The sequence below is a fragment of the Listeria sp. MAN/IMW/UF464 genome (assembly GCF_058683955.1).
The window spans coordinates 1-19,671 of record NZ_JBZWZP010000001.1; the positions used below are offsets into that span (position 1 = coordinate 1).

Genomic DNA, 19,671 nt, shown 5'->3' on the forward strand with positions numbered 1-19,671 from the left:
CATATTGTCTGGTAGTTATGGCGAGAAGGTCACACCCGTTCCCATCCCGAACACGGTAGTTAAGCTTCTCTGCGCCAATGGTAGTTGGGGGCTTCCCCCTGCGAGAGTAGGTCGCTGCCGGGCAATATTATTTCTGGAGGTTTAGCTCAGCTGGGAGAGCATCTGCCTTACAAGCAGAGGGTCAGCGGTTCGATCCCGTTAACCTCCATTTTTATGCCGGCTTAGCTCAGTTGGTAGAGCAACTGATTTGTAATCAGTAGGTCGCGAGTTCGACTCTTGCAGCCGGCACCATTAATATTATCTTTATAATAATACATATTTTTATTGTAGAGAGCCGTTAGCTCAGTTGGTAGAGCATCTGACTTTTAATCAGAGGGTCGCTGGTTCGAACCCAGCACGGCTCACTTTTGCGGGTGTGGCGGAATTGGCAGACGCACCAGATTTAGGATCTGGCGCCGCGAGGCGTGGGGGTTCAAGTCCCTTCACCCGCACTTATTATAAAATATGCGGAAGTAGTTCAGTGGTAGAACATCACCTTGCCAAGGTGGGGGTCGCGGGTTCGAACCCCGTCTTCCGCTCCATATTTTATAGCAACGCCGGGGTGGCGGAACTGGCAGACGCACAGGACTTAAAATCCTGCGGATAGTGATATCCGTACCGGTTCGATTCCGGTCCTCGGCACTTATATTTGCGCCCATAGCTCAACTGGATAGAGTACTTGACTACGAATCAAGCGGTTAGAGGTTCGACTCCTCTTGGGCGCACTTTATTAAACGGGAAGTAGCTCAGCTTGGTAGAGCACTTGGTTTGGGACCAAGGGGTCGCAGGTTCGAATCCTGTCTTCCCGATTGTTTCATCTTTTATAATGGGGCCTTAGCTCAGCTGGGAGAGCGCCTGCTTTGCACGCAGGAGGTCAGCGGTTCGATCCCGCTAGGCTCCACTTACTTCACATTTAATCACATAATTAGAAAGAAAATGGTAGCCTTATTATTATGGCGGCGTAGCTCAGCTGGCTAGAGCGTTCGGTTCATACCCGAGAGGTCGTGGGTTCGATTCCCTCCGCCGCTATTTTCAATCTTGGACCTTTAGCTCAGTTGGTTAGAGCAGACGGCTCATAACCGTCCGGTCGCAGGTTCGAGTCCTGCAAGGTCCACTTGTCACTTTATTATTATCATGGAGGAATACCCAAGTCTGGCTGAAGGGATCGGTCTTGAAAACCGACAGGCGGGTAATACCGCGCGGGGGTTCGAATCCCTCTTCCTCCGTTTTTTCACTTGTGATATGTGGACTAAATTAAATATTATTGTCGCGGGGTGGAGCAGTCTGGTAGCTCGTCGGGCTCATAACCCGAAGGTCGTAGGTTCAAATCCTGCCCCCGCAATAGTGGTTCCGTGGTGTAGGGGTTAACATGCCTGCCTGTCACGCAGGAGATCGCGGGTTCAAATCCCGTCGGGACCGCCATTATGGCTTGGTAGCTCAGTTGGTAGAGCACTTGATTGAAGCTCAAGGTGTCGGCAGTTCGATTCTGTCCCAAGCCATTCTTTTTAAACATTTTTGCCTTATGGCGGATATGGCGAAGTGGTTAACGCACCTGATTGTGGTTCAGGCATTCGTGGGTTCGATTCCCATTATCCGCCCTTTGTTTTTAAATTTTATTATGCGGGTGTAGTTTAGTGGTAAAACTACAGCCTTCCAAGCTGTTGTCGTGGGTTCGATTCCCATCACCCGCTTTTTACCATGAAATTAGATTTACTAGGGGCCTATAGCTCAGCTGGTTAGAGCGCACGCCTGATAAGCGTGAGGTCGATGGTTCGAGTCCATTTAGGCCCATTTTATTCCACAGTAGCTCAGTTGGTAGAGCAATCGGCTGTTAACCGATCGGTCGCAGGTTCGAGTCCTGCCTGTGGAGTTATTCTTTCAAAAAGAGAATAGATTTTTTATATCTGGGGAAGTACTCAAGTGGCTGAAGAGGCGCCCCTGCTAAGGGTGTAGGTCGCTCGCGCGGCGCGAGGGTTCAAATCCCTCCTTCTCCGCCAGATATGGCCCGTTGGTCAAGCGGTTAAGACACCGCCCTTTCACGGCGGTAACACGGGTTCGATTCCCGTACGGGTCATCTAAAAAAACAATGTCGAACATCGACATTGTTTTTTTTTAGTAAGTTTTCGGAGGTGTGTTATGGGGGCAAAAGGGAAGTTTTGGATTTTAACGATGGTTGTAGCTATATCTGGATTATCTCAAGGTGTTTTACTGCCACTTATTGCGATAATTTTAGAAGAAAAAGGGGTAAGTGCTGGAATAAATGGGTTTCATGCAACAGGAATTTACTTAGGTGTTTTACTGATTTCTCCATTTATTGAGGCACCTTTACATAAATATGGTTACAAGCCTATAATATTAGTTGGCGGAGGGCTTGTTGCGATTGCAATATTTGCTTTTCCTATTTGGTTTAATTTATATTTTTGGTTTATATTGCGATTGCTTATTGGTATTGGGGATCATATGTTGCATTTTTCATCGCAGACATGGATTGGAGCAATGAGTGATCCTAGTAAGCGTGGTCGAAATATGGCTATTTATGGCTTGTTTTTCTCTGTAGGATTTGCGATTGGGCCACAGTTGGTGAATTTGGCAAAAGTAAATGCAAACTTGCCTTTCTTCTTGTCAGGTATTTTAGTATTGATTGCTTGGAGTCTTGTTTGGTTTATTCGAAATGATTTCGTGGGAGAAAAGGCTGTTATTCGGAAAATTTCTTTTTGGGGAAGTATAAAACGCTTTTCGGGCGTATTTAAGATGGCTTGGGTTGCGATGATTCCACCGTTTTTGTATGGGATTCTTGAAACCGGACTTAATGCGACATTTCCAGTTGTAGGGTTGCGAGACGGGCTTGATACAATGATGATTGCGATGATTATTTCTTCTTTTTCAGTTGGGACGATTATTTTTCAAGTGCCGATTGGGATTATTAGTGATAAATTTGGTCGGGATAAAATGTTACCGCTTTTGACTGGAGCAGGGGCTGTGGTTTTTGTATTAACAGCGTTTGTTAAGATACCTATTTTCTTTGTGATATTTTTCTTTATTTTGGGGATATTGCTAGGCTCGCTTTATTCACTAGGGTTATCTTATATGACTGATTTGACGCCGCTTGAACTACTTCCGGCTGGAAATATTTTGGTAGGAATGTTCTTTAGTTTAGGGAGTATTATTGGTCCGAGTGCAACGGGGATGATGATAGGGATTTTTGGAAATCAAATATTTTATTTTGTGGTCGCTGGAATCCTTTTGCTAGGCTGTTTATTATTAGCTTTGGGAGGACGGAAGGAAGCACATTGAAAGAAAATAAAAATTTAATGATTGACAGTTTTTAGTTGCAAGTGGTATGATGATTTCAATCCAATTTAAGTGATTAAAAAAACTAAATAAATTACTCTTATTATGAGTGGTAGAGGGACTGGCCCGTTGAAACCCAGCAACCTTTCAATTCGTTGAAAAGGTGCTAAATCCTGCGAAGTGTGATGCTTCGAGAGATAAGAGAGACTTAAAAAGTTTCACTGTATTTGTGTATCGAAACTTCCAAACCTCTCTAGTTCTCTAGGGAGGTTTTTTATTGGCAAAAAATTGAGAGGATAAGGTGATAGGTATGGTAAAGGCGATTAGTTCAAACTTGGGGTATCCGAGACTTGGGGAGAAACGTGAATGGAAACGTGCGCTAGAAAAGTTTTGGAATGGTGCGATTTCAGAAGAGGAATTATTGGCGGAAACAAAAGCTCTAAGATTACATGCGCTAAAGAAACAACAAGATAAAGGAATTGATTTGATTCCAGTTGGTGACTTTAGTTTTTATGATCAAGTGCTAGATACGAGCGTTACATTTGGGATTATTCCAAAACGCTTTCAACATGATGGTGGGAAGGTTTCGCTAAATACATATTTTGATATTGCGCGTGGTAAGAGTGACGCGGTTGCTTCTGAAATGACTAAATGGTTCAATACTAACTATCACTACATCGTGCCAGAACTTGCTGAAGCTGATCCTAAAGTATTAGATAACCGGGCGCTTTACTACTACGAAGAAGCGAAAAACGAGCTTGGGATTGAAGGGAAGCCAGTACTAGTTGGTCCAGTTACTTATTTAAAACTTGGAAAAGGTAGCGATGCAGAAAGCTTTGAAATATTATTAGATAAATTTATTCCAGCGTATATTGAAATTTTGAAAGAGCTTGAAACTGCTGGTGCTACGTGGGTTCAAATTGACGAACCTTATCTTGCAACTAGTTTTGATAAAAAAGAAATTGCTTTATTTGAAAAAGTATACAAAGCGTTTCATGATGCTGTACCAAACTTGAAAATAGAGTTACAAACTTATTTTGAAAGTTTGGATTATTATGAAGAGGTTGTTAATTTGCCAGTTGCGGCGGTTGGAATTGATTTTGTTCATGATCACGGCGATTCGATTAAAGCGTTGAAAGCTCACGGATTTCCGCAAAATAAATATTTAGCGGCTGGGGTGATTGATGGTCGAAATGTTTGGCGCAGTGATTTGGATGCGAAATTGGCACTCCTTACTGACATCGCTCATTATGTGGCGGAGGATAAATTGATTGTCCAACCATCGAATTCATTATTACATGTACCAGTAACAAAACTAAGCGAACCTGATTTAGATGAAGTGATTCTAGGCGGCTTATCATTTGCTGATCAAAAATTAGATGAAATTGCAATTTTAACGAAAGCTTTAACAGAAGGTGCGGAAAGTGTGGCTGCTGAGCTAAATGAAGCTCGTGAGGCTGTAAAAGCGCTTAATGAATCAAGCCATCGAAATAATTTAGAAGTTCAAGCGGCGATTGCTAATTTAGAAAATGTTCGGGTTGACCGAGAATTACCATTTGCAGAACGAATCAAATTACAACATGAATGGCTCAAATTACCACTGTTTCCAACAACGACTATCGGAAGTTTTCCACAGTCACCAGAAGTTCGGAAAACACGTGCAGATTGGTTAAAAGGAAATATCACCGATGCAGAATATAATGCATTTATTGAAAAAGAAACTGCTCGCTGGATTAAAATTCAAGAGGATTTAGATATCGATGTGTTAGTTCACGGTGAATTTGAACGTACTGACATGGTAGAATATTTTGGACAAAAATTAGCAGGCTTCCAGGCAACTAAATTTGGGTGGGTACAATCTTATGGTTCGAGAGCGGTTCGTCCACCACTTATCTACGGGGATGTTGCTTTTACAGAGGAAATTACAGTGAAAGAAAGCGTCTATGCCCAGTCGTTAACGAAGCGCCCAGTAAAAGGGATGCTCACTGCGCCGGTGACAATCATCAATTGGAGTTTTGTCCGTGATGATGTGCCGGAAAGTGTTGTTGCGAATCAAGTTGGCCTCGCGCTTCGTAAAGAAGTAGAAGCACTAGAACGTAATGGCATTAAGGTTATCCAAGTGGACGAGCCAGCTTTACGTGAAGGTTTACCATTGAAACAAGCGAGATGGCAAAAATATTTAGATGATGCGGTATATTCATTTAAATTAACAACTGCTTCGGTTCAAAATGATACGCAAATTCATACTCATATGTGTTACTCGGACTTTGATGACATTATTGATACAATCAGTGCTTTGGATGCCGATGTGATTTCGATTGAAACCTCAAGAAGTCATGGGGAAATTATTTCGACATTTGAAGAAGTGACTTATGATAAAGAAATTGGACTGGGTGTTTATGATATTCATAGCCCGCGAGTTCCAACTGTTTCAGAAATTCAAGATAATATCCGTCGTGCGTTACGTGCAATTGATGCAAAACAATTTTGGATTAACCCGGATTGTGGTTTGAAAACGCGGAAAGAGCCTGAAACAATTGCAGCACTTCAAGATATGATTAAAGCGACTAAAGAAGTTCGTGCGGAATATCAAGTATTAGAGAAATAAAGGAATGGAGGAGAGGTAATTATGGCAAAGCTGAAACAAGAGACGATAGCAGCGCAAATTGGAAATAGAAAGTGTGAAAGAACGGGTGCTGTCAATATGCCAGTCTACTTCTCTACAGCTTACCAGCATGCCGATCTTGGGGTATCAACGGGATATGATTATACTAGAACGGGAAATCCAACGCGAGATGCTTTACAAGAAGCACTTGCGGAACTAGAGAATGGCACGCATGCATTTGCGACGAGTTCTGGGATGAGTGCGATTCAATTAGTCTTTCAGCTATTTAAAACGGGTGAACATATTATAAGTTCGCAGGATTTGTACGGAGGGACTTTTAGATATTTTGAACAGTTTGGAGCGCAATATCAGATTGGTTTTTCTTATTGGGACGGGGCGAACGTGAATGATTTGGAAAAATTGGTTCGCCCGGAAACAAAAGCGATTTTCATCGAAACGCCGACTAATCCATTGATGCAAGAAACAGACATTGCTAGTGTGTCTCGGTGGGCACATGCGAATGATTTACTTGTTATTGTAGATAATACATTTTATACACCTGTTTTGCAGCAACCATTAACTTTAGGCGCAGATATTGTTATTCATAGTGCGACGAAGTATCTTGGTGGACATAACGATGTGCTGGCAGGCGCGGTTATTGTTAAAGAGGAATGGCTTGGAAAATTCTTTTTTGATCAGCTAAATGCAACGGGTACTGTGTTATCGCCATTTGATAGTTGGCTTTTGATTCGTGGTCTGAAGACGCTTGTTTTACGAGTGAGACAGCATCAGGCAAATGCGGAGAAAATCGCTGCGTTTTTGGAGGAGCATGAGTTAGTGGAGGAAGTACGCTATCCGGGCCGCGGGGGAATGATTAGTTTCTTTATTAAGGATGCAGCGCTCGTATCGCCACTTTTAAAAGAGCTTGAGTTGTTTACTTTTGCGGAAAGTTTAGGTGGGGTAGAGAGTTTGATTACTTATCCAACAACACAAACTCATGCGGATATTCCATTGGAACTTAGAAATTCTTATGGGCTCACAGATAAATTATTACGAATTTCGGTTGGAATTGAAGCTAGTGAAGATTTAATTGCTGATTTATCTAAAGCGCTTGATGCGGTTTTGAAAGGGGTGACCGCTCGTGGCTAAGGATTATGGGCAAGATACAGCTGTAATTAAAGCTAGTTTAGGAATCGATAAAGAAACAGGTGCTCTTAATACGCCCATTCATTTATCGTCTACATTTCATCAGCATGATTTTGATAATTACCATACTTATGATTATGCAAGAAGTGGCAATCCGACGAGAGAAAAAGTGGAGCAAGCGATTGCGGAGTTAGAAAGTGGCACGAACGGTTTTGCTTTTGCAAGTGGTATGGCGGCTGTTTCTGCGGCACTTTTTACCTTATCTAAAGGGGATCATTTTATTATTTCAAAAGATGTGTATGGTGGAACTTTTCGTTTGGTTGAGCAAGTGTTGCCGAGGTTTGGGATTACGCATACTTTTGTTGATACGACAAACATTGATGAAGTTGCGAAGGCGTTTCAAGCGAATACTAAGTTGGTTTACTTGGAAACACCATCCAATCCGCTATTACATGTGACGGACATTCGGACTGTTTCTAAACTTGCGAGAGCGAATGGCTGCCATACGTTTGTTGACAATACTTTTTTAACACCACTTATTCAAAAACCGTTAGAGCTTGGAGCAGATTTAGTTATCCACAGTGCGACGAAATTTCTTGGCGGTCATAGTGATATTTTGGCAGGACTTATTGTTACTAATAACCCGGATTTGGCTGAAGCTATTTACTTTTTGCAAAATTCAACTGGTGGGGTTCTTGGGGTACAAGATTCATGGTTGCTGCTTCGCGGACTTAAAACGCTATCTGTTCGGATGAAAGCTGGGACGGAAACTGCGGAAAAAATTGCTTTGTTTTTAAATGCAGAACCAGATGTAGTTGCGGTGCATTATCCTGGCTTACCATCCCATGCAGGCTATGAAATTCAAGTAGAACAAGCGACGAGTGGTGGAGCTGTTTTGTCTTTTGATCTTGGTAGCGAAGAAGCTGTGCGCGAGCTCGTAAATCATTTGGAGTTACCGGTATTTTCCGTGAGTTTAGGTGCGGTTGAGAGTATTTTATCTTATCCTGCTAAAATGTCTCATGCTGCTGTTCCAGAAAAGGAGCGTTTGGCGCAAGGAATTACACCAGGATTATTACGTTTTTCAGCGGGGCTTGAGGATGCAGATGATTTGATTGCTGATTTAAAACAAGCACTTTCGTTCATTAAGAAAGGAAGTGTCGCGAAATGAATTTAAGAAAAGATTTAAGCGAAAAAGTATTAATTGCAGATGGTGCGATGGGCACTTTGCTTTATTCCTACGGGGTGGACCGTTCGTTTGAAGAACTGAATTTATCTCATCCGGAAGATATTGTAGCGATTCATAAGGCTTATATTGGTGCTGGTGCGGATATTATTCAAACTAATACTTACGGAGCCAATTATATTAAACTCGCTCGATATGGTCTTGAGGATGAAGTGAAGCGAATTAACCAAGCCGCCATTCGGTTAGCAAAGGAAGCGGCGAGAGGGACTGGGACGTATATCTTTGGCACGATTGGCGGGATAAATGGAGCTGTGGATGCAAGACTTCCGGCGGCTCCTCTGGAAGAAATTAAGCGTAGTTTTCGGGAGCAGCTATACTGTTTTTTGTTAGATGGTGTGGATGCAATTTTGCTCGAGACGTATTATGATTTAGATGAACTTAAAACGGTGTTGAAAATTCTCCGTGAGACGACTGATTTACCTGTCGTGGCAAATGTATCGATGCATGAACCAGGTATCCTGCAAAACGGGAAAAAATTACCAGATGCGCTGGAAGAACTTATTGCGCTCGGTGCAGATGTGGTTGGTATCAATTGCCGACTTGGACCATATCATATGGCGCGTGCTCTTGAAACAGTACCACTTTATGATAAGGCATACTTAGCTGTTTATCCCAATGCGAGCCTGCCAGAAGTGCAAGAAGGGAAAGTCATTTATCAGTCAGATACAGATTATTTTGAGCATTACGGGGAAGTTTTTCGACAAGAAGGTGCACGAATTATCGGTGGCTGTTGCGGAACGACTCCAGATCATATTCGGGCTTTGCGTAAAGGATTAGAGAGCACTAAGCCCGTTTTGGAAAAAGAAGTTCGACCGATTTTGGAGCTTGTTCCTGAAGAAGTGGAGGACGAGGAGTCTGGTGAGCGTTTACTTGATAATGTGAAGGAACGGTTGACGATTTTAGTAGAACTTGATCCACCTCGGACTTTTGATACATCGAAATTTTTTGAAGGAGCTAAGGCGCTGGATGAGGCTGGAGTTGACGCGATTACGATTTCGGATAATTCACTAGCGACTCCGAGAATTAGTAATATGGCGCTGGCTTCCATTTTGAAACATGAGTATGGCATTAAGCCGTTGATTCATTTGACGACGCGGGACCATAATTTAGTTGGGATGCATTCGCATGTGATGGGATTTCATAAGCTAGGTCTCCATGATGTGCTTGCGATTACTGGTGATCCGACTAAAGTAGGTGATTTCCCAGGAGCATCCTCGGTGTTTGATTTAAGATCGGTGGAGCTCGTTCAACTGATTAAAAAGTTTAATGACGGTATTTCATATACAGGAAAATCGTTGAAGGAAAAAGCGCGGTTTCATGTTGGCGCAGCGTTTAACCCCAATGTGCTTAACTTAGAAAAGGCGGTTCGATTAATTGAACGAAAAGTAGAATACGGCGCGGATTATATTATTACGCAGCCCATTTATGATGTAAATAAAGCTGTTTTACTTAAAGAAGCTTTGCAAAAGGCAAATATTGATGTGCCGCTTTTTATCGGGGTTATGCCATTACTTTCAAGTCGAAATGCAGAATTTCTTCATAATGAAGTTCCGGGCATTCGCTTGACTGATGAGGTTCGGGAACGGATGAGAGAAGCGGAAGAACACGGTCACGCAAATGAAGAAGGCATGGCGATTGCGCGTGAATTAGTTGATGCTATTTGTGAGCATTTTCAGGGGATTTATATTATTACGCCATTTTTACGATATGATTTGTCGATTGAACTTGCGAAATATGTTCAAAATAAACAACAATTACAAATTGCTTCCAAATAAAAAAACTGGTTGTCATTAGGACAACCAGTTTTTTACATGAATAAGTTTCTAGATAATAGGCTTAAAAGATAAGCGAATGCTAGTGTAATTCCAAAGATAGTTAAAGCTTTGGAAGTGGATTTCATAGCGGGAACCATTGTGATCGGTGAAGTTTTTCCAATGAAACGACGAACAGCACGAATGGCTTCTGGCAAACTAAGTAGAATTAATAGCGTCCACCACGGAGCATCTTGGGTAAAGATAAGGGCGATTTCAAATACATAACTGAAAAGAAAAGCAGCTGCGAAAAGAACTGTTGCCCATTTACGACCAAGTAAAATAGCTAAAGTTAAACGACCATTTTTCTTATCAGGAACTAAATCACGAATACTATTGGCTAGTAACAAGTTTCCAACAAGTACCATTATTGGAATAGAAACGTAGACGATAAACGAACTAATAAATTCCGCTTGGATGTAGAAAGAAATAAAAGTAATAATTCCTCCCATAAAGAACCCTGCCATAATTTCACCAAACGGCGTATAAGCAATTGGGTAAGGTCCGCCTGTATAAAGAAAGCCAACAAGCATACAAATTGCGCCAAGTAAGCCAACGTACCAATTTAATTCAATGGATAGATAAACGCCACCGAGGATCGATAAAATGTATAAAAAGATTGCTAGGAACAATATAAAACCTGGGCGCATACCATTACGAACGATAGCACCACCATTTCCAACCGAATGTTCATCGTCTTGTCCTTTTTTATAATCAAAATATTCATTGAATAGATTGGCTGATGTTTGAATGAAGAAACAAGCAATTAGCATGACGATAAAACGTGTAAAATGAAAACTGGTATAGCTCATTGCGACGGAGGTTCCTAAAAATACCGGAACAAAAGAAGCTACAAGCGTATGAGGGCGAAGTAACGACCACCATTTTTGAAATCCAGTTTGTTTTGTAAGTGCAGATTTTGAGGCATTAGCCATGTTTTTCTCTCCTTTTTCACTTCCATATGTTTCAGATGTCTACCCTTCATTTTAGGGAATTAATTGAACGACGTCAATAATTAATAACGAAATGAAAGAAAAAACGCAAACCAAGCAGTTTAGCTCTATTTTTGGTATAATAGAAGATGTGAATGTAAAAGGAGAGATAAGCATATGAATACTAAATTGCCTCTTGATTTATTTAATCAAGCGAAACGTAGCGCAAGCCAAGATCAACCGGCTCTATTTAGCTGGGTAACTGAGTTAGATGAATTAGTGTCTCCAGTCAAATTGTTTAAAAAAGCTGGTACGGCTTTTAAAGGTGAACGTTTTTTCTGGCAAAATCCAGAAATGACACTGACGATGACCGGTTTTGGTGTAACGAAACAATTTTTGGCGGAGAAGAAAAAAGATGCTTTTCTTGGACTGCAAGAGAAAATTGAAAAAAGACTGCGCACTTGTGTAACAAATGCAACAGTAGATGCAACTGGGCCAATTTACTTTGGCGGTTTTGCTTTTGATCCTGAGCGGGATACAGAGAAAGAATGGCAAAGTTTTAAAGATGGTTTGTTCTACTTACCGCTATTTATGTTGACTAATAAGGATGGGAAAAGCTACTTAACGGTCAATTTGTCCATCTACTCAGATGATACGGAGAGCAAATTAGAAGCTGTTTTTAATCAGTGGCAAAAAATCATTCATCAAGAGGTTAATGAAGCTGAAATGGCATTGCTAACAGATTTTAAGGAAATTGGTAAAGAGCATTTCCTAGAGACTGCAAGTGAGATTATCGATATGATTAATCATTCAGAAGACGTGAAAAAAGTAGTTTTAGCTAGACGGATGGGGTTACGTTTCCAGCGACAAGTAGATAGCGCAATTATTTTGGAAAATATGCTAGCAACACAAGAAAATAGTTATTTCTTTCTTATAGAAAAGGGAACGGGAGTCTTTTTTGGCGCAACTCCAGAAAGATTGCTTGCTGTAAATGGGGATACAATCCAGTCCTCTTGTGTAGCTGGTTCAACCGAACGTGGTGCTACGGATGATGCAGATGAAGCCCTAGGAAATGCTTTACTGCAAGATGCAAAAAATTTACGAGAGCATTCCTATGTTGTACAAATGATGGAAGAAACATTAAAACCATTTACAACAGGTCTTTCGTTATCTAGCCAACCCGTTCTACTAAAAAATCGCGATATTCAACATTTATATATGAATATTACAGCGAAGAAAAAGCCTGATGTGACAATGCTTGAAATGGTGAAAGCTCTTCATCCGACACCGGCACTTGGCGGATTACCGCAAAAAATGGGGCTGGCGATTATTCGAATGAAGGAAGAAATGGACCGCGGATTTTACGGCGCACCAATTGGCTGGGTTGATTTAAAAGGCTCTGGTGAGTTTGCTGTTGCGATTCGTTCTGGTTTAATTGTTGATTCGCAAGGTTTGATCTATGCTGGTTGCGGGATTGTTGGTGATTCTGTTCCAAAAGAAGAATTAAAAGAAACTGAGGTTAAATTCCAACCGATGTTACGCGTATTAGGAGGCATAAAGAAATGACAAACCACGAACAAGTGCTGACAGATTATTTAGCTGCATTTATTGAGGAGCTTGTGCAAGCCGGTGTAAAAGAAGCAATTATTAGCCCGGGTTCTCGTTCAACTCCGCTGGCACTGATGATGGCAGAACATCCAACATTGAAGATTTATGTAGATGTTGATGAACGATCGGCTGGTTTTTTTGCGCTTGGACTAGCGAAAGCATCCAAACGTCCAGTTGTTCTGCTCTGTACTTCCGGAACTGCAGCGGCAAACTATTTTCCTGCTGTGGTGGAAGCAAATTTATCACAAATTCCATTAATTGTCCTAACTGCTGACCGTCCGCATGAACTTAGAAATGTTGGAGCACCACAAGCAATGGATCAACTGCATTTATACGGTTCGCACGTAAAAGATTTCACTGATATGGCGCTTCCTGAAAACAGTGATGAAATGCTTCGTTATGCTAAATGGCATAGTAGTCGCGCGGTGGATATTGCTATGAAAACACCTAGGGGACCAGTGCATCTTAATTTTCCGCTTCGTGAACCACTTGTGCCTATTTTAGAACCTTCTCCATTTACTGCTACTGGGAAAAAACATCATCATGTACATATTTACTATACGCATGAAGTTTTAGACGATAGTTCCATTCAAAAAATGGTCACCGAATGCACGGGCAAAAAAGGCGTATTCGTTGTTGGACCGATTGATAAAAAAGAATTGGAACAGCCCATGGTAGATTTGGCGAAAAAACTAGGGTGGCCAATTTTAGCGGATCCTCTTTCTGGCTTACGTTCTTACGGGGCAATGGATGAAGTGGTAATTGACCAATATGATGCATTTTTAAAAGAAGCGGATATTTTGGATAAATTAACACCAGAAGTAGTGATTCGCTTTGGAAGTATGCCAGTTTCTAAACCACTAAAAAACTGGTTGGAACATCTTTTTGGCATCAGATTTTACGTAGTAGATCCTGGTGCTGCTTGGAAGGATCCAATTAAAGCTGTAACTGATATGATCCACTGCGACGAGCGATTTTTACTTGATATTATGCAACAAAATATGCCGGACGATACGAAAGACGCTTCATGGTTAAATAGATGGACTTCTTACAATCAAAAAGCGCGCGAAATCGTTCTGGAAGAAATGGCGAATACAACTACTTTAGAAGAGGGCAAAATTGTTTCGGAATTGCGCCGTTTGTTACCAGATAAAGCTGGTTTATTTATTGGTAATAGTATGCCAATTCGCGATGTAGATACTTACTTTTCGCAAATTGATAAGAAAATAAAAATGCTCGCAAACCGTGGCGCTAATGGTATTGATGGGGTTGTTTCCTCGGCGCTAGGTGCTAGTGTTGTATTCCAACCAATGTTTTTACTGATTGGTGATTTATCGTTTTATCATGATATGAATGGCTTGCTTATGGCGAAAAAATATAAGATGAACCTTACTATTATTATTGTCAACAATGACGGCGGTGGGATCTTCTCATTTTTACCTCAAGCAAACGAACCGAAGTATTTTGAGTCACTGTTTGGTACTTCAACTGAACTTGATTTCCGCTTTGCTGCGGCATTTTATGATGCTGATTATCATGAAGCAAAATCTGTGGACTCACTTGAAGAAGCTATTGATAAAGCAAGCTACCATAAAGGTTTAGATATTATTGAAGTAAAAACCAATCGTCATGAAAATAAAGCAAACCACCAAGCGCTTTGGGAAAAAATTGCGACTGCTTTAAAGGCGTTAGATTAATATGCTAGTAAACGGTCAACATTATCATTTAATAAATGATATAAGCGGGGAAAAACCAGTTTTATTAATGTTACATGGTTTTACTGGTTCCAGCGAGACTTTTCAAGATAGCATATCGCTTTTAAAAGAGCATTTTAGTATCATCGCGCCTGATTTACTTGGGCATGGAAAAACTTCTTGTCCCAAGGAAGTTGCGCGTTATTCGATTGAAAATATTTGCGATGATTTGGCCAGTATTTTACATCAATTAAAAATCGATAGCTGTTTTGTTTTAGGGTACTCAATGGGCGGGAGAGTAGCGACTGCTTTTGCTGCAAAATATAAGGAGCTTGTGCGCGGGCTTATTCTAGTTAGTAGTTCACCAGGACTGCGAGATGAAAAAGCACGCGCAAGTCGAATTAGTGCAGATAATCGGTTAGCAGACACGCTTGATTCAGATGGTATTGAACCTTTTGTAGCTTACTGGGAAAATTTAGCCCTTTTTGCATCACAGAAGAATTTACCGTTTGCGTTAAAAAAGCGAATAAGATTAGAGCGATTAGCTCAAAATCCACATGGTTTAGCAAAGAGTTTACGCGGAATGGGCACCGGGAAGCAACCTTCTTATTGGGAAAATTTAGCGGACTTTACTTTTCCTGTGCTACTGATTACGGGCAATTTAGATGAGAAATTCGAAAAAATCGCCCGAGAAATGAAGCAACTTTTACCAAATAGCACTCATGTCACGGTACAAGAAGCGGGGCATGCTGTTTATTTAGAACAACCAAACATTTTTTCAAGTCAGCTCATATACTGGCTGGAAGGTATTTTAAAGGAGGAAGAAAAATGAGTTTTAATTGGCAAACAGAAAAAGTATACGAGGAAATCAAATATGAAAGTTATGAAGGAATCGCAAAAATTACGATTAATCGTCCAGAAGTACATAATGCATTTACACCAAAAACGGTAACAGAAATGATTGATGCATTTAACTTGGCACGCGATAATTCGGATCTTGGCGTTATTATTTTAACTGGGGAAGGCGAAAAAGCATTCTGTTCTGGCGGAGACCAAAAAGTTCGCGGTCACGGCGGTTACGTTGGCGATGACCAAATTCCACGCTTAAACGTACTTGATTTACAACGTTTAATTCGCGTTATTCCAAAACCAGTTATCGCGATGGTTGCAGGCTGGTCCATTGGTGGAGGAAATGTTCTTCAATTAGTTTGTGACTTAACAATTGCAGCAGACAATGCGAAATTCGGTCAAACTGGGCCGAATGTTGGTAGCTTTGATGCTGGATATGGTTCTGGTTATTTAGCACGTGTGATTGGCCATAAGAAAGCGAAAGAAGTTTGGTTCATGTGCCGTCAATATACAGCGGACGAAGCACTTGAAATGGGCTGGATTAACACAGTCGTTCCAGTAGCAGATTTAGAAAAAGAAACGATAGCTTGGGCAAAAGAAATGCTACAAAAAAGTCCAACTGCCTTGCGTTTCATCAAAGCTGCTTTCAATGCAGATACTGACGGTTTAGCAGGTATTCAGCAATTAGCTGGTGACGCAACACTTCTATACTATACAACAGATGAAGCCAAAGAAGGTCGCGATGCCTTTAAAGAAAAACGCGATCCAGACTTTGACCAATTTCCAAAATTCCCTTGATTTGAAGGTGTAAAAATGGACATGACAAACTGGCTTCAAAAACGAGTGCGGCTTTCTCCTGGAGAAACCGCGCTCGTTTTTGAAGGAAAACAAGAAACGTTTGAAGAAATATATGAAGCCGTAGAGAAACTTGCGGGTAAATTATTCGCGCGTGGTATTAGAAAAGACGAGATGGTTGCTTTACTTGGAAAAAACGACCGAATGACTTTTTTACTTATTCATGCTTTGCAACAACTTGGAGCTATCACTTTATTCCTTAACAATCGTTTAACGAAAAAAGAGATTACTTTTCAATTGGCAAATGCTGAGGTAAAACAAGTGATTGTAGCAGATGCGTTTGTGGATAAAGTGACTTCTGGAATTAGCTACGAAGAGTTACAGCAAACGACATACGTGGAACCCGATTTATGCAAAACATGGGATTTATCACGCACAGCTTCGGTTATGTATACTTCAGGAACAACTGGAAAACCAAAAGGTGTAATGCAAACATATGAAAATCATTGGTGGAGCGCTGTTTCTTCAGTTTTAAATTTAGGTTTAACGGAGAAAGATAGTTGGCTTTGCGCTGTACCTATTTTTCATATCAGCGGTTTATCAATTATGATGCGTTCCGTTATTTATGGAATTCCCGTGTATTTAGAAGAGCATTTCGATGAAGAAAAAATTACGCAATTGCTTGAAAGTGGTAAAATTTCTACCATCTCTGTAGTGACTTCGATGTTAGAACGATTGTTAAAAATTCAAGGCGGAAGCTACCATCCGAATGTGCGAACTGTTTTGTTAGGTGGGGGACCAGCTAATAAAGCTGTTTTGGAAATTTGTAAACAACGCGATATTCCATTAGTACAGTCGTTTGGAATGACTGAAACGGCTTCACAAATTGTGACATTGCCACCAAAAGATGCCTTAAACAAAATTGGCTCCTCAGGTAAAGCATTATTTCCTGCAGAAGTAAAAATTGCTGACGATGGCGAAATTTTACTAAAAGGCCCTTCAATTACACCTGGATATTTACACAATGAAAAAGCAACGGCAAAAGCTTTTATAGATGGCTGGTTTAAAACGGGTGATATTGGTTATTTGGATGAAGAAGGCTTTTTATTTGTTTTAGAGCGGCGTTCTGATTTAATTATTTCTGGTGGCGAAAATATTTATCCGACTGAAATAGAACATGTGATTGGCGCTTATGAGGCTGTGGAAGAAGTTGCGGTTGTAGGTAAGTCAGATGCTAAATGGGGCAGTGTTCCTGTTGCCTTTATCGTTGTAAATGAAGGATTTGATGAAGGGGTATTAAAAGATATTTGTCAAACGAACTTGGCTAGTTTTAAAATCCCTAAGCAAATAACGATTGTGGAACATCTACCGAAAACAGCTTCAGGCAAAATTCAGCGAAATAAATTAAAAGAAAGACACTCTAATTAATTAGAGTGCCTTTCTTTTTTTAATAATCAAGTCCTTGTTTTAAAGCTTTTAAATTATCGTTCATGATGGAAAGATAATCGCGACCTTGGTCTATATCTTTTTGTGTCAGTGTTTCGAGATTATGAAGTGTCAGTGTTTTTGTATTTGTTTCTTGCTTGATGACATCTGCTATTTTCGAATTAGTGTTTTGTTCAAGCATAATGTAAGGGATTTTTGCTGCTTCAATTTTTTCCACGATAGCTTTTAATTTCTTCTGAGAAGGTTCGTCGCTAGTGGATACGCCGGCTATAGGGATTTGGTGTAAGTGATATTCTGTTTCCCAGTAACTGTAAGCGGCATGAGCTGTAACAAAATCTTCTTGTTTTGCTTCACTTGTAACGGAGCGGAAATCTGCGTCTAGTTTTTTTAATTTTTCTTCTACAGCTTGATAATTTTGCTCGAATGTTTCTTTTTGATCGGGCATTTCTTTAATTAACTTATCTTTTACGATAGTAGCCATTTGTTCCATATACACAGGGTTTAACCAAACGTGCGGATTTATATCGCCATGATCGTGTTCCTCTTCGCTTTCGTGGTCATGTTCTTCGGCCGCATCAGGATCTTTTGGCAGGTCGAGTTTTTCTGCGGTAGGGACAAAAGTAACATGTTCATTCGCTAATGTTTTTTCTGCTTTATCGACAAAACCTTCCATACCAAGTCCGATATAGAAAAATAAATCGCTATCGGCAATTTTCATCATATCTTTCTGTGTCGGTTCAAAACTGTGGGCATCAGAACCAGGCGGGTAAATGCTTTTAACGTCTACATATTTGCCACCAATTTGTTCTGTTAAATACTGTAAAGGATAAACGGTAGTGTAGACGTTCAATTTACCGCTTTTTGTTGCTTTTGTATTACTACTGTCTGAACAGCCCGTAAGTATTAAAAAAACGGATAATAATGCTGTTAAAGCAAGAAGATAACTTTTTTTCAATCCATTCACTCCTCTAAATCGAAATTGTTCTTGTTTAAATAATATACTAATCGTAGCAATTACGATTTATAGTCCGAATTTGATAATACCTTATTATTTCAGAAAAAGCAAGAAAAAATGAACCGGTATAAACCGATTCATGCTATTATTAATGGTGATGATGCGCTTTACAAGTATGGCTAGAATCATCATTTTTATCTTTTTTAGGTGGTACGAAATCAAGTCCGCCTTTATGAAAAGGGTGGCATTTGGAAATACGTCTAATTGCGAGATAACTTCCTTTTAGGGCGCCATGTGTTTCTATCGCTTCAATTCCGTAAGCAGAACAGGTCGGATAAAAACGACAGGTAGCCGGAGTGAAACGAGAGATATATTTTTGATAAAGTCGGATTCCTCCGATAAGCATTTTTTTCATTAATATTCATCCTCTAAAATTCATCTTACTAACAGCTTACCATATTTTTGAAAAAAGAAAAGGAAGTGAGTTTTTGTTTATTTATAAAGATACTTTAGGCAATAAAGTGACCATTTATTTTGAAGAACAAGGGAAAAATCCAGATGACGTACTCATTATTCCTAAAATTGACGATGGTTGGCTTTTTACGGAACATAAAATTCGCGGTCTCGAATTCCCCGGTGGTAAAGGAGAGCCGGGCGAGACTAGTCTTGTGGCAGCCCGCCGCGAACTAATGGAAGAAACTGGTGCAGTGGCTGAAGAATTTCATTTTGTTGCGGATTATTTAGTTGAATCTAAGGAACGAACTTTTACAAAACGGGTTTATACAGCAAAGATTGTTTCAATAACAAGGCAACAAAACTACTTAGAAACAAAAGGTCCAGTTGTTGTGAAAGGAACACTTAGTAAGTTTATTTTGCAACCGGCATTTAGTTTTTTTATGCGTGACGCTGGAATGGTACAAATTGTTAAGCAGGCTGAGCGGATTTTAAACGATAAAAACTAGTCAAACCAGGGTAATCTCTGCTATGATAAAAGAAACTGGAGGTGAGAAAATTGGGTATGCCACTTGAGGTAAACACAATGATCGTAACAAAGGGAAATGAAAAAAGAATTTCAGATAATTTCTTTGAACTGGAAAAAATAGGTTACCGGATTTATCCAATTGATGTTCCAATTGCTGTTCGTAAAACAAAAGAAGGCGAAACACTTGGAGAAGCAATTCCGCGCAAACTTGTATGGGAAAATAATAAAACCATCATTAAATATGAATTAATCGCTTTAAATTCAAGTAACTAATT

At 40.3% G+C, this 19,671-nt stretch carries 15 protein-coding genes, 21 tRNA genes, 1 rRNA gene and 1 riboswitch; of the genes, 34 read left to right on the plus strand and 3 right to left on the minus strand.

The window, feature by feature from the left end:
* The first annotated feature begins 7 nt into the window (after positions 1 to 7).
* The 27 genes from rrf to AC4PG0_RS00135 all read left to right on the plus strand — a co-directional run bounded on the left by rrf (position 8) and on the right by AC4PG0_RS00135 (position 10,099).
* Positions 8 to 123: ribosomal RNA gene (rrf, locus tag AC4PG0_RS00005) — 5S ribosomal RNA — on the plus strand.
* A gap of 12 nt (positions 124 to 135) precedes the next feature.
* Positions 136 to 208 (plus strand) — tRNA-Val (locus AC4PG0_RS00010).
* A gap of 7 nt (positions 209 to 215) precedes the next feature.
* Positions 216 to 291, plus strand: a tRNA-Thr gene (locus AC4PG0_RS00015).
* 40 nt (positions 292 to 331) lie between these two features.
* Positions 332 to 404: transfer RNA gene (locus AC4PG0_RS00020), tRNA-Lys, on the plus strand.
* Positions 405 to 409: 5 nt separating this feature from the next.
* Positions 410 to 491, plus strand: a tRNA-Leu gene (locus AC4PG0_RS00025).
* Positions 492 to 506: 15 nt separating this feature from the next.
* Positions 507 to 581: transfer RNA gene (locus AC4PG0_RS00030), tRNA-Gly, on the plus strand.
* Positions 582 to 595: 14 nt separating this feature from the next.
* A tRNA-Leu gene (locus tag AC4PG0_RS00035) sits at positions 596 to 681 on the plus strand.
* Positions 682 to 690: 9 nt separating this feature from the next.
* Positions 691 to 764 (plus strand) — tRNA-Arg (locus tag AC4PG0_RS00040).
* Positions 765 to 774: 10 nt separating this feature from the next.
* Positions 775 to 848 (plus strand) — tRNA-Pro (locus AC4PG0_RS00045).
* Positions 849 to 867: 19 nt separating this feature from the next.
* Positions 868 to 940 (plus strand) — tRNA-Ala (locus AC4PG0_RS00050).
* A 54-nt stretch (positions 941 to 994) separates the two neighbouring features.
* A tRNA-Met gene (locus AC4PG0_RS00055) sits at positions 995 to 1,068 on the plus strand.
* Between the two features lie 11 nt (positions 1,069 to 1,079).
* Positions 1,080 to 1,153 (plus strand) — tRNA-Ile (locus AC4PG0_RS00060).
* A 22-nt stretch (positions 1,154 to 1,175) separates the two neighbouring features.
* Positions 1,176 to 1,265 (plus strand) — tRNA-Ser (locus AC4PG0_RS00065).
* 42 nt (positions 1,266 to 1,307) lie between these two features.
* Positions 1,308 to 1,381 (plus strand) — tRNA-Met (locus AC4PG0_RS00070).
* Between the two features lie 4 nt (positions 1,382 to 1,385).
* Positions 1,386 to 1,461, plus strand: a tRNA-Asp gene (locus AC4PG0_RS00075).
* Between the two features lie 4 nt (positions 1,462 to 1,465).
* A tRNA-Phe gene (locus AC4PG0_RS00080) sits at positions 1,466 to 1,538 on the plus strand.
* Between the two features lie 26 nt (positions 1,539 to 1,564).
* Positions 1,565 to 1,637, plus strand: a tRNA-His gene (locus tag AC4PG0_RS00085).
* A 22-nt stretch (positions 1,638 to 1,659) separates the two neighbouring features.
* Positions 1,660 to 1,730 (plus strand) — tRNA-Gly (locus AC4PG0_RS00090).
* A gap of 26 nt (positions 1,731 to 1,756) precedes the next feature.
* Positions 1,757 to 1,830, plus strand: a tRNA-Ile gene (locus tag AC4PG0_RS00095).
* A gap of 6 nt (positions 1,831 to 1,836) precedes the next feature.
* Positions 1,837 to 1,909 (plus strand) — tRNA-Asn (locus AC4PG0_RS00100).
* Between the two features lie 36 nt (positions 1,910 to 1,945).
* Positions 1,946 to 2,036 (plus strand) — tRNA-Ser (locus tag AC4PG0_RS00105).
* 5 nt (positions 2,037 to 2,041) lie between these two features.
* Positions 2,042 to 2,113 (plus strand) — tRNA-Glu (locus tag AC4PG0_RS00110).
* Between the two features lie 62 nt (positions 2,114 to 2,175).
* Complete coding sequence (locus tag AC4PG0_RS00115; protein WP_045554244.1) at positions 2,176 to 3,333, plus strand: MFS transporter; 1,158 nt, start codon at positions 2,176 to 2,178, stop codon at positions 3,331 to 3,333.
* Between the two features lie 94 nt (positions 3,334 to 3,427).
* Positions 3,428 to 3,534, plus strand: a riboswitch (SAM riboswitch).
* Between the two features lie 106 nt (positions 3,535 to 3,640).
* Positions 3,641 to 5,938 carry a 5-methyltetrahydropteroyltriglutamate--homocysteine S-methyltransferase gene (gene metE / locus AC4PG0_RS00120; protein ID WP_010990956.1) on the plus strand — a complete coding sequence of 766 codons (2,298 nt, stop codon included), beginning with the start codon at positions 3,641 to 3,643 and terminating at the stop codon, positions 5,936 to 5,938.
* Positions 5,939 to 5,959: 21 nt separating this feature from the next.
* The gene (locus AC4PG0_RS00125; RefSeq protein ID WP_003772177.1) at positions 5,960 to 7,084 is read left to right on the plus strand and encodes an aminotransferase class I/II-fold pyridoxal phosphate-dependent enzyme; all 1,125 of its coding nucleotides are present in this window, start codon (positions 5,960 to 5,962) and stop codon (positions 7,082 to 7,084) included.
* Positions 7,077 to 8,249, plus strand: a complete 1,173-nt coding sequence (gene metC, locus AC4PG0_RS00130; RefSeq protein ID WP_194318422.1) for a cystathionine beta-lyase — start codon at positions 7,077 to 7,079, stop codon at positions 8,247 to 8,249. Before AC4PG0_RS00125 ends, metC begins: the two co-directional genes overlap by 8 nt.
* Positions 8,246 to 10,099 (plus strand): bifunctional homocysteine S-methyltransferase/methylenetetrahydrofolate reductase, encoded by a 1,854-nt coding sequence (locus AC4PG0_RS00135; RefSeq protein ID WP_492167659.1) that lies wholly within the window; start codon positions 8,246 to 8,248, stop codon positions 10,097 to 10,099. The genes metC and AC4PG0_RS00135 overlap by 4 nt, the downstream gene beginning before the upstream one ends.
* Before the next feature lie 32 nt (positions 10,100 to 10,131).
* Here the strand turns inward: AC4PG0_RS00135 and AC4PG0_RS00140 are convergent, their stop codons facing one another.
* On the minus strand, positions 10,132 to 11,070 hold the full coding sequence (locus AC4PG0_RS00140; protein WP_003767239.1) for a 1,4-dihydroxy-2-naphthoate polyprenyltransferase: 939 nt from the start codon (positions 11,068 to 11,070) through the stop codon (positions 10,132 to 10,134).
* Positions 11,071 to 11,244: 174 nt separating this feature from the next.
* Between AC4PG0_RS00140 and AC4PG0_RS00145 the strand changes: the two genes are divergently transcribed.
* The 5 genes from AC4PG0_RS00145 to AC4PG0_RS00165 are packed head-to-tail and all read left to right on the plus strand — an operon-like array spanning position 11,245 to position 17,441.
* The gene (locus tag AC4PG0_RS00145; RefSeq protein ID WP_003772173.1) at positions 11,245 to 12,633 is read left to right on the plus strand and encodes an isochorismate synthase; all 1,389 of its coding nucleotides are present in this window, start codon (positions 11,245 to 11,247) and stop codon (positions 12,631 to 12,633) included.
* Entirely contained in the window at positions 12,630 to 14,372 is a 1,743-nt protein-coding gene (gene menD, locus AC4PG0_RS00150; protein WP_003772171.1) for a 2-succinyl-5-enolpyruvyl-6-hydroxy-3-cyclohexene-1-carboxylic-acid synthase, read from the plus strand. Before AC4PG0_RS00145 ends, menD begins: the two co-directional genes overlap by 4 nt.
* Position 14,373: 1 nt before the next feature.
* Entirely contained in the window at positions 14,374 to 15,201 is an 828-nt protein-coding gene (gene menH, locus AC4PG0_RS00155) for a 2-succinyl-6-hydroxy-2,4-cyclohexadiene-1-carboxylate synthase (protein WP_492167660.1), read from the plus strand.
* Positions 15,198 to 16,016 (plus strand): 1,4-dihydroxy-2-naphthoyl-CoA synthase, encoded by an 819-nt coding sequence (gene menB, locus AC4PG0_RS00160; RefSeq protein ID WP_045553109.1) that lies wholly within the window; start codon positions 15,198 to 15,200, stop codon positions 16,014 to 16,016. Before menH ends, menB begins: the two co-directional genes overlap by 4 nt.
* A 15-nt stretch (positions 16,017 to 16,031) precedes the next feature.
* Positions 16,032 to 17,441 (plus strand): o-succinylbenzoate--CoA ligase, encoded by a 1,410-nt coding sequence (locus AC4PG0_RS00165; protein ID WP_010990951.1) that lies wholly within the window; start codon positions 16,032 to 16,034, stop codon positions 17,439 to 17,441.
* Positions 17,442 to 17,460: 19 nt separating this feature from the next.
* Here AC4PG0_RS00165 and AC4PG0_RS00170 read toward each other — a convergent pair whose 3' ends face one another.
* Both AC4PG0_RS00170 and yidD read right to left on the minus strand, forming a co-directional pair.
* Complete coding sequence (locus AC4PG0_RS00170) at positions 17,461 to 18,414, minus strand: metal ABC transporter substrate-binding protein (RefSeq protein WP_492167661.1); 954 nt, start codon at positions 18,412 to 18,414, stop codon at positions 17,461 to 17,463.
* Between the two features lie 148 nt (positions 18,415 to 18,562).
* Positions 18,563 to 18,829 carry a membrane protein insertion efficiency factor YidD gene (yidD, locus tag AC4PG0_RS00175; RefSeq protein ID WP_003772163.1) on the minus strand — a complete coding sequence of 89 codons (267 nt, stop codon included), beginning with the start codon at positions 18,827 to 18,829 and terminating at the stop codon, positions 18,563 to 18,565.
* A gap of 73 nt (positions 18,830 to 18,902) precedes the next feature.
* Here yidD and ytkD point away from each other — a divergent pair, with 73 nt between their 5' ends.
* Positions 18,903 to 19,376 carry an RNA deprotection pyrophosphohydrolase gene (ytkD, locus tag AC4PG0_RS00180; RefSeq protein ID WP_492167662.1) on the plus strand — a complete coding sequence of 158 codons (474 nt, stop codon included), beginning with the start codon at positions 18,903 to 18,905 and terminating at the stop codon, positions 19,374 to 19,376.
* 50 nt (positions 19,377 to 19,426) lie between these two features.
* Positions 19,427 to 19,669: a DUF2584 domain-containing protein gene (locus tag AC4PG0_RS00185; RefSeq protein WP_003767228.1), complete on the plus strand. Its 243-nt coding sequence runs from the start codon at positions 19,427 to 19,429 to the stop codon at positions 19,667 to 19,669.
* Positions 19,670 to 19,671: the final 2 nt, after the last annotated feature.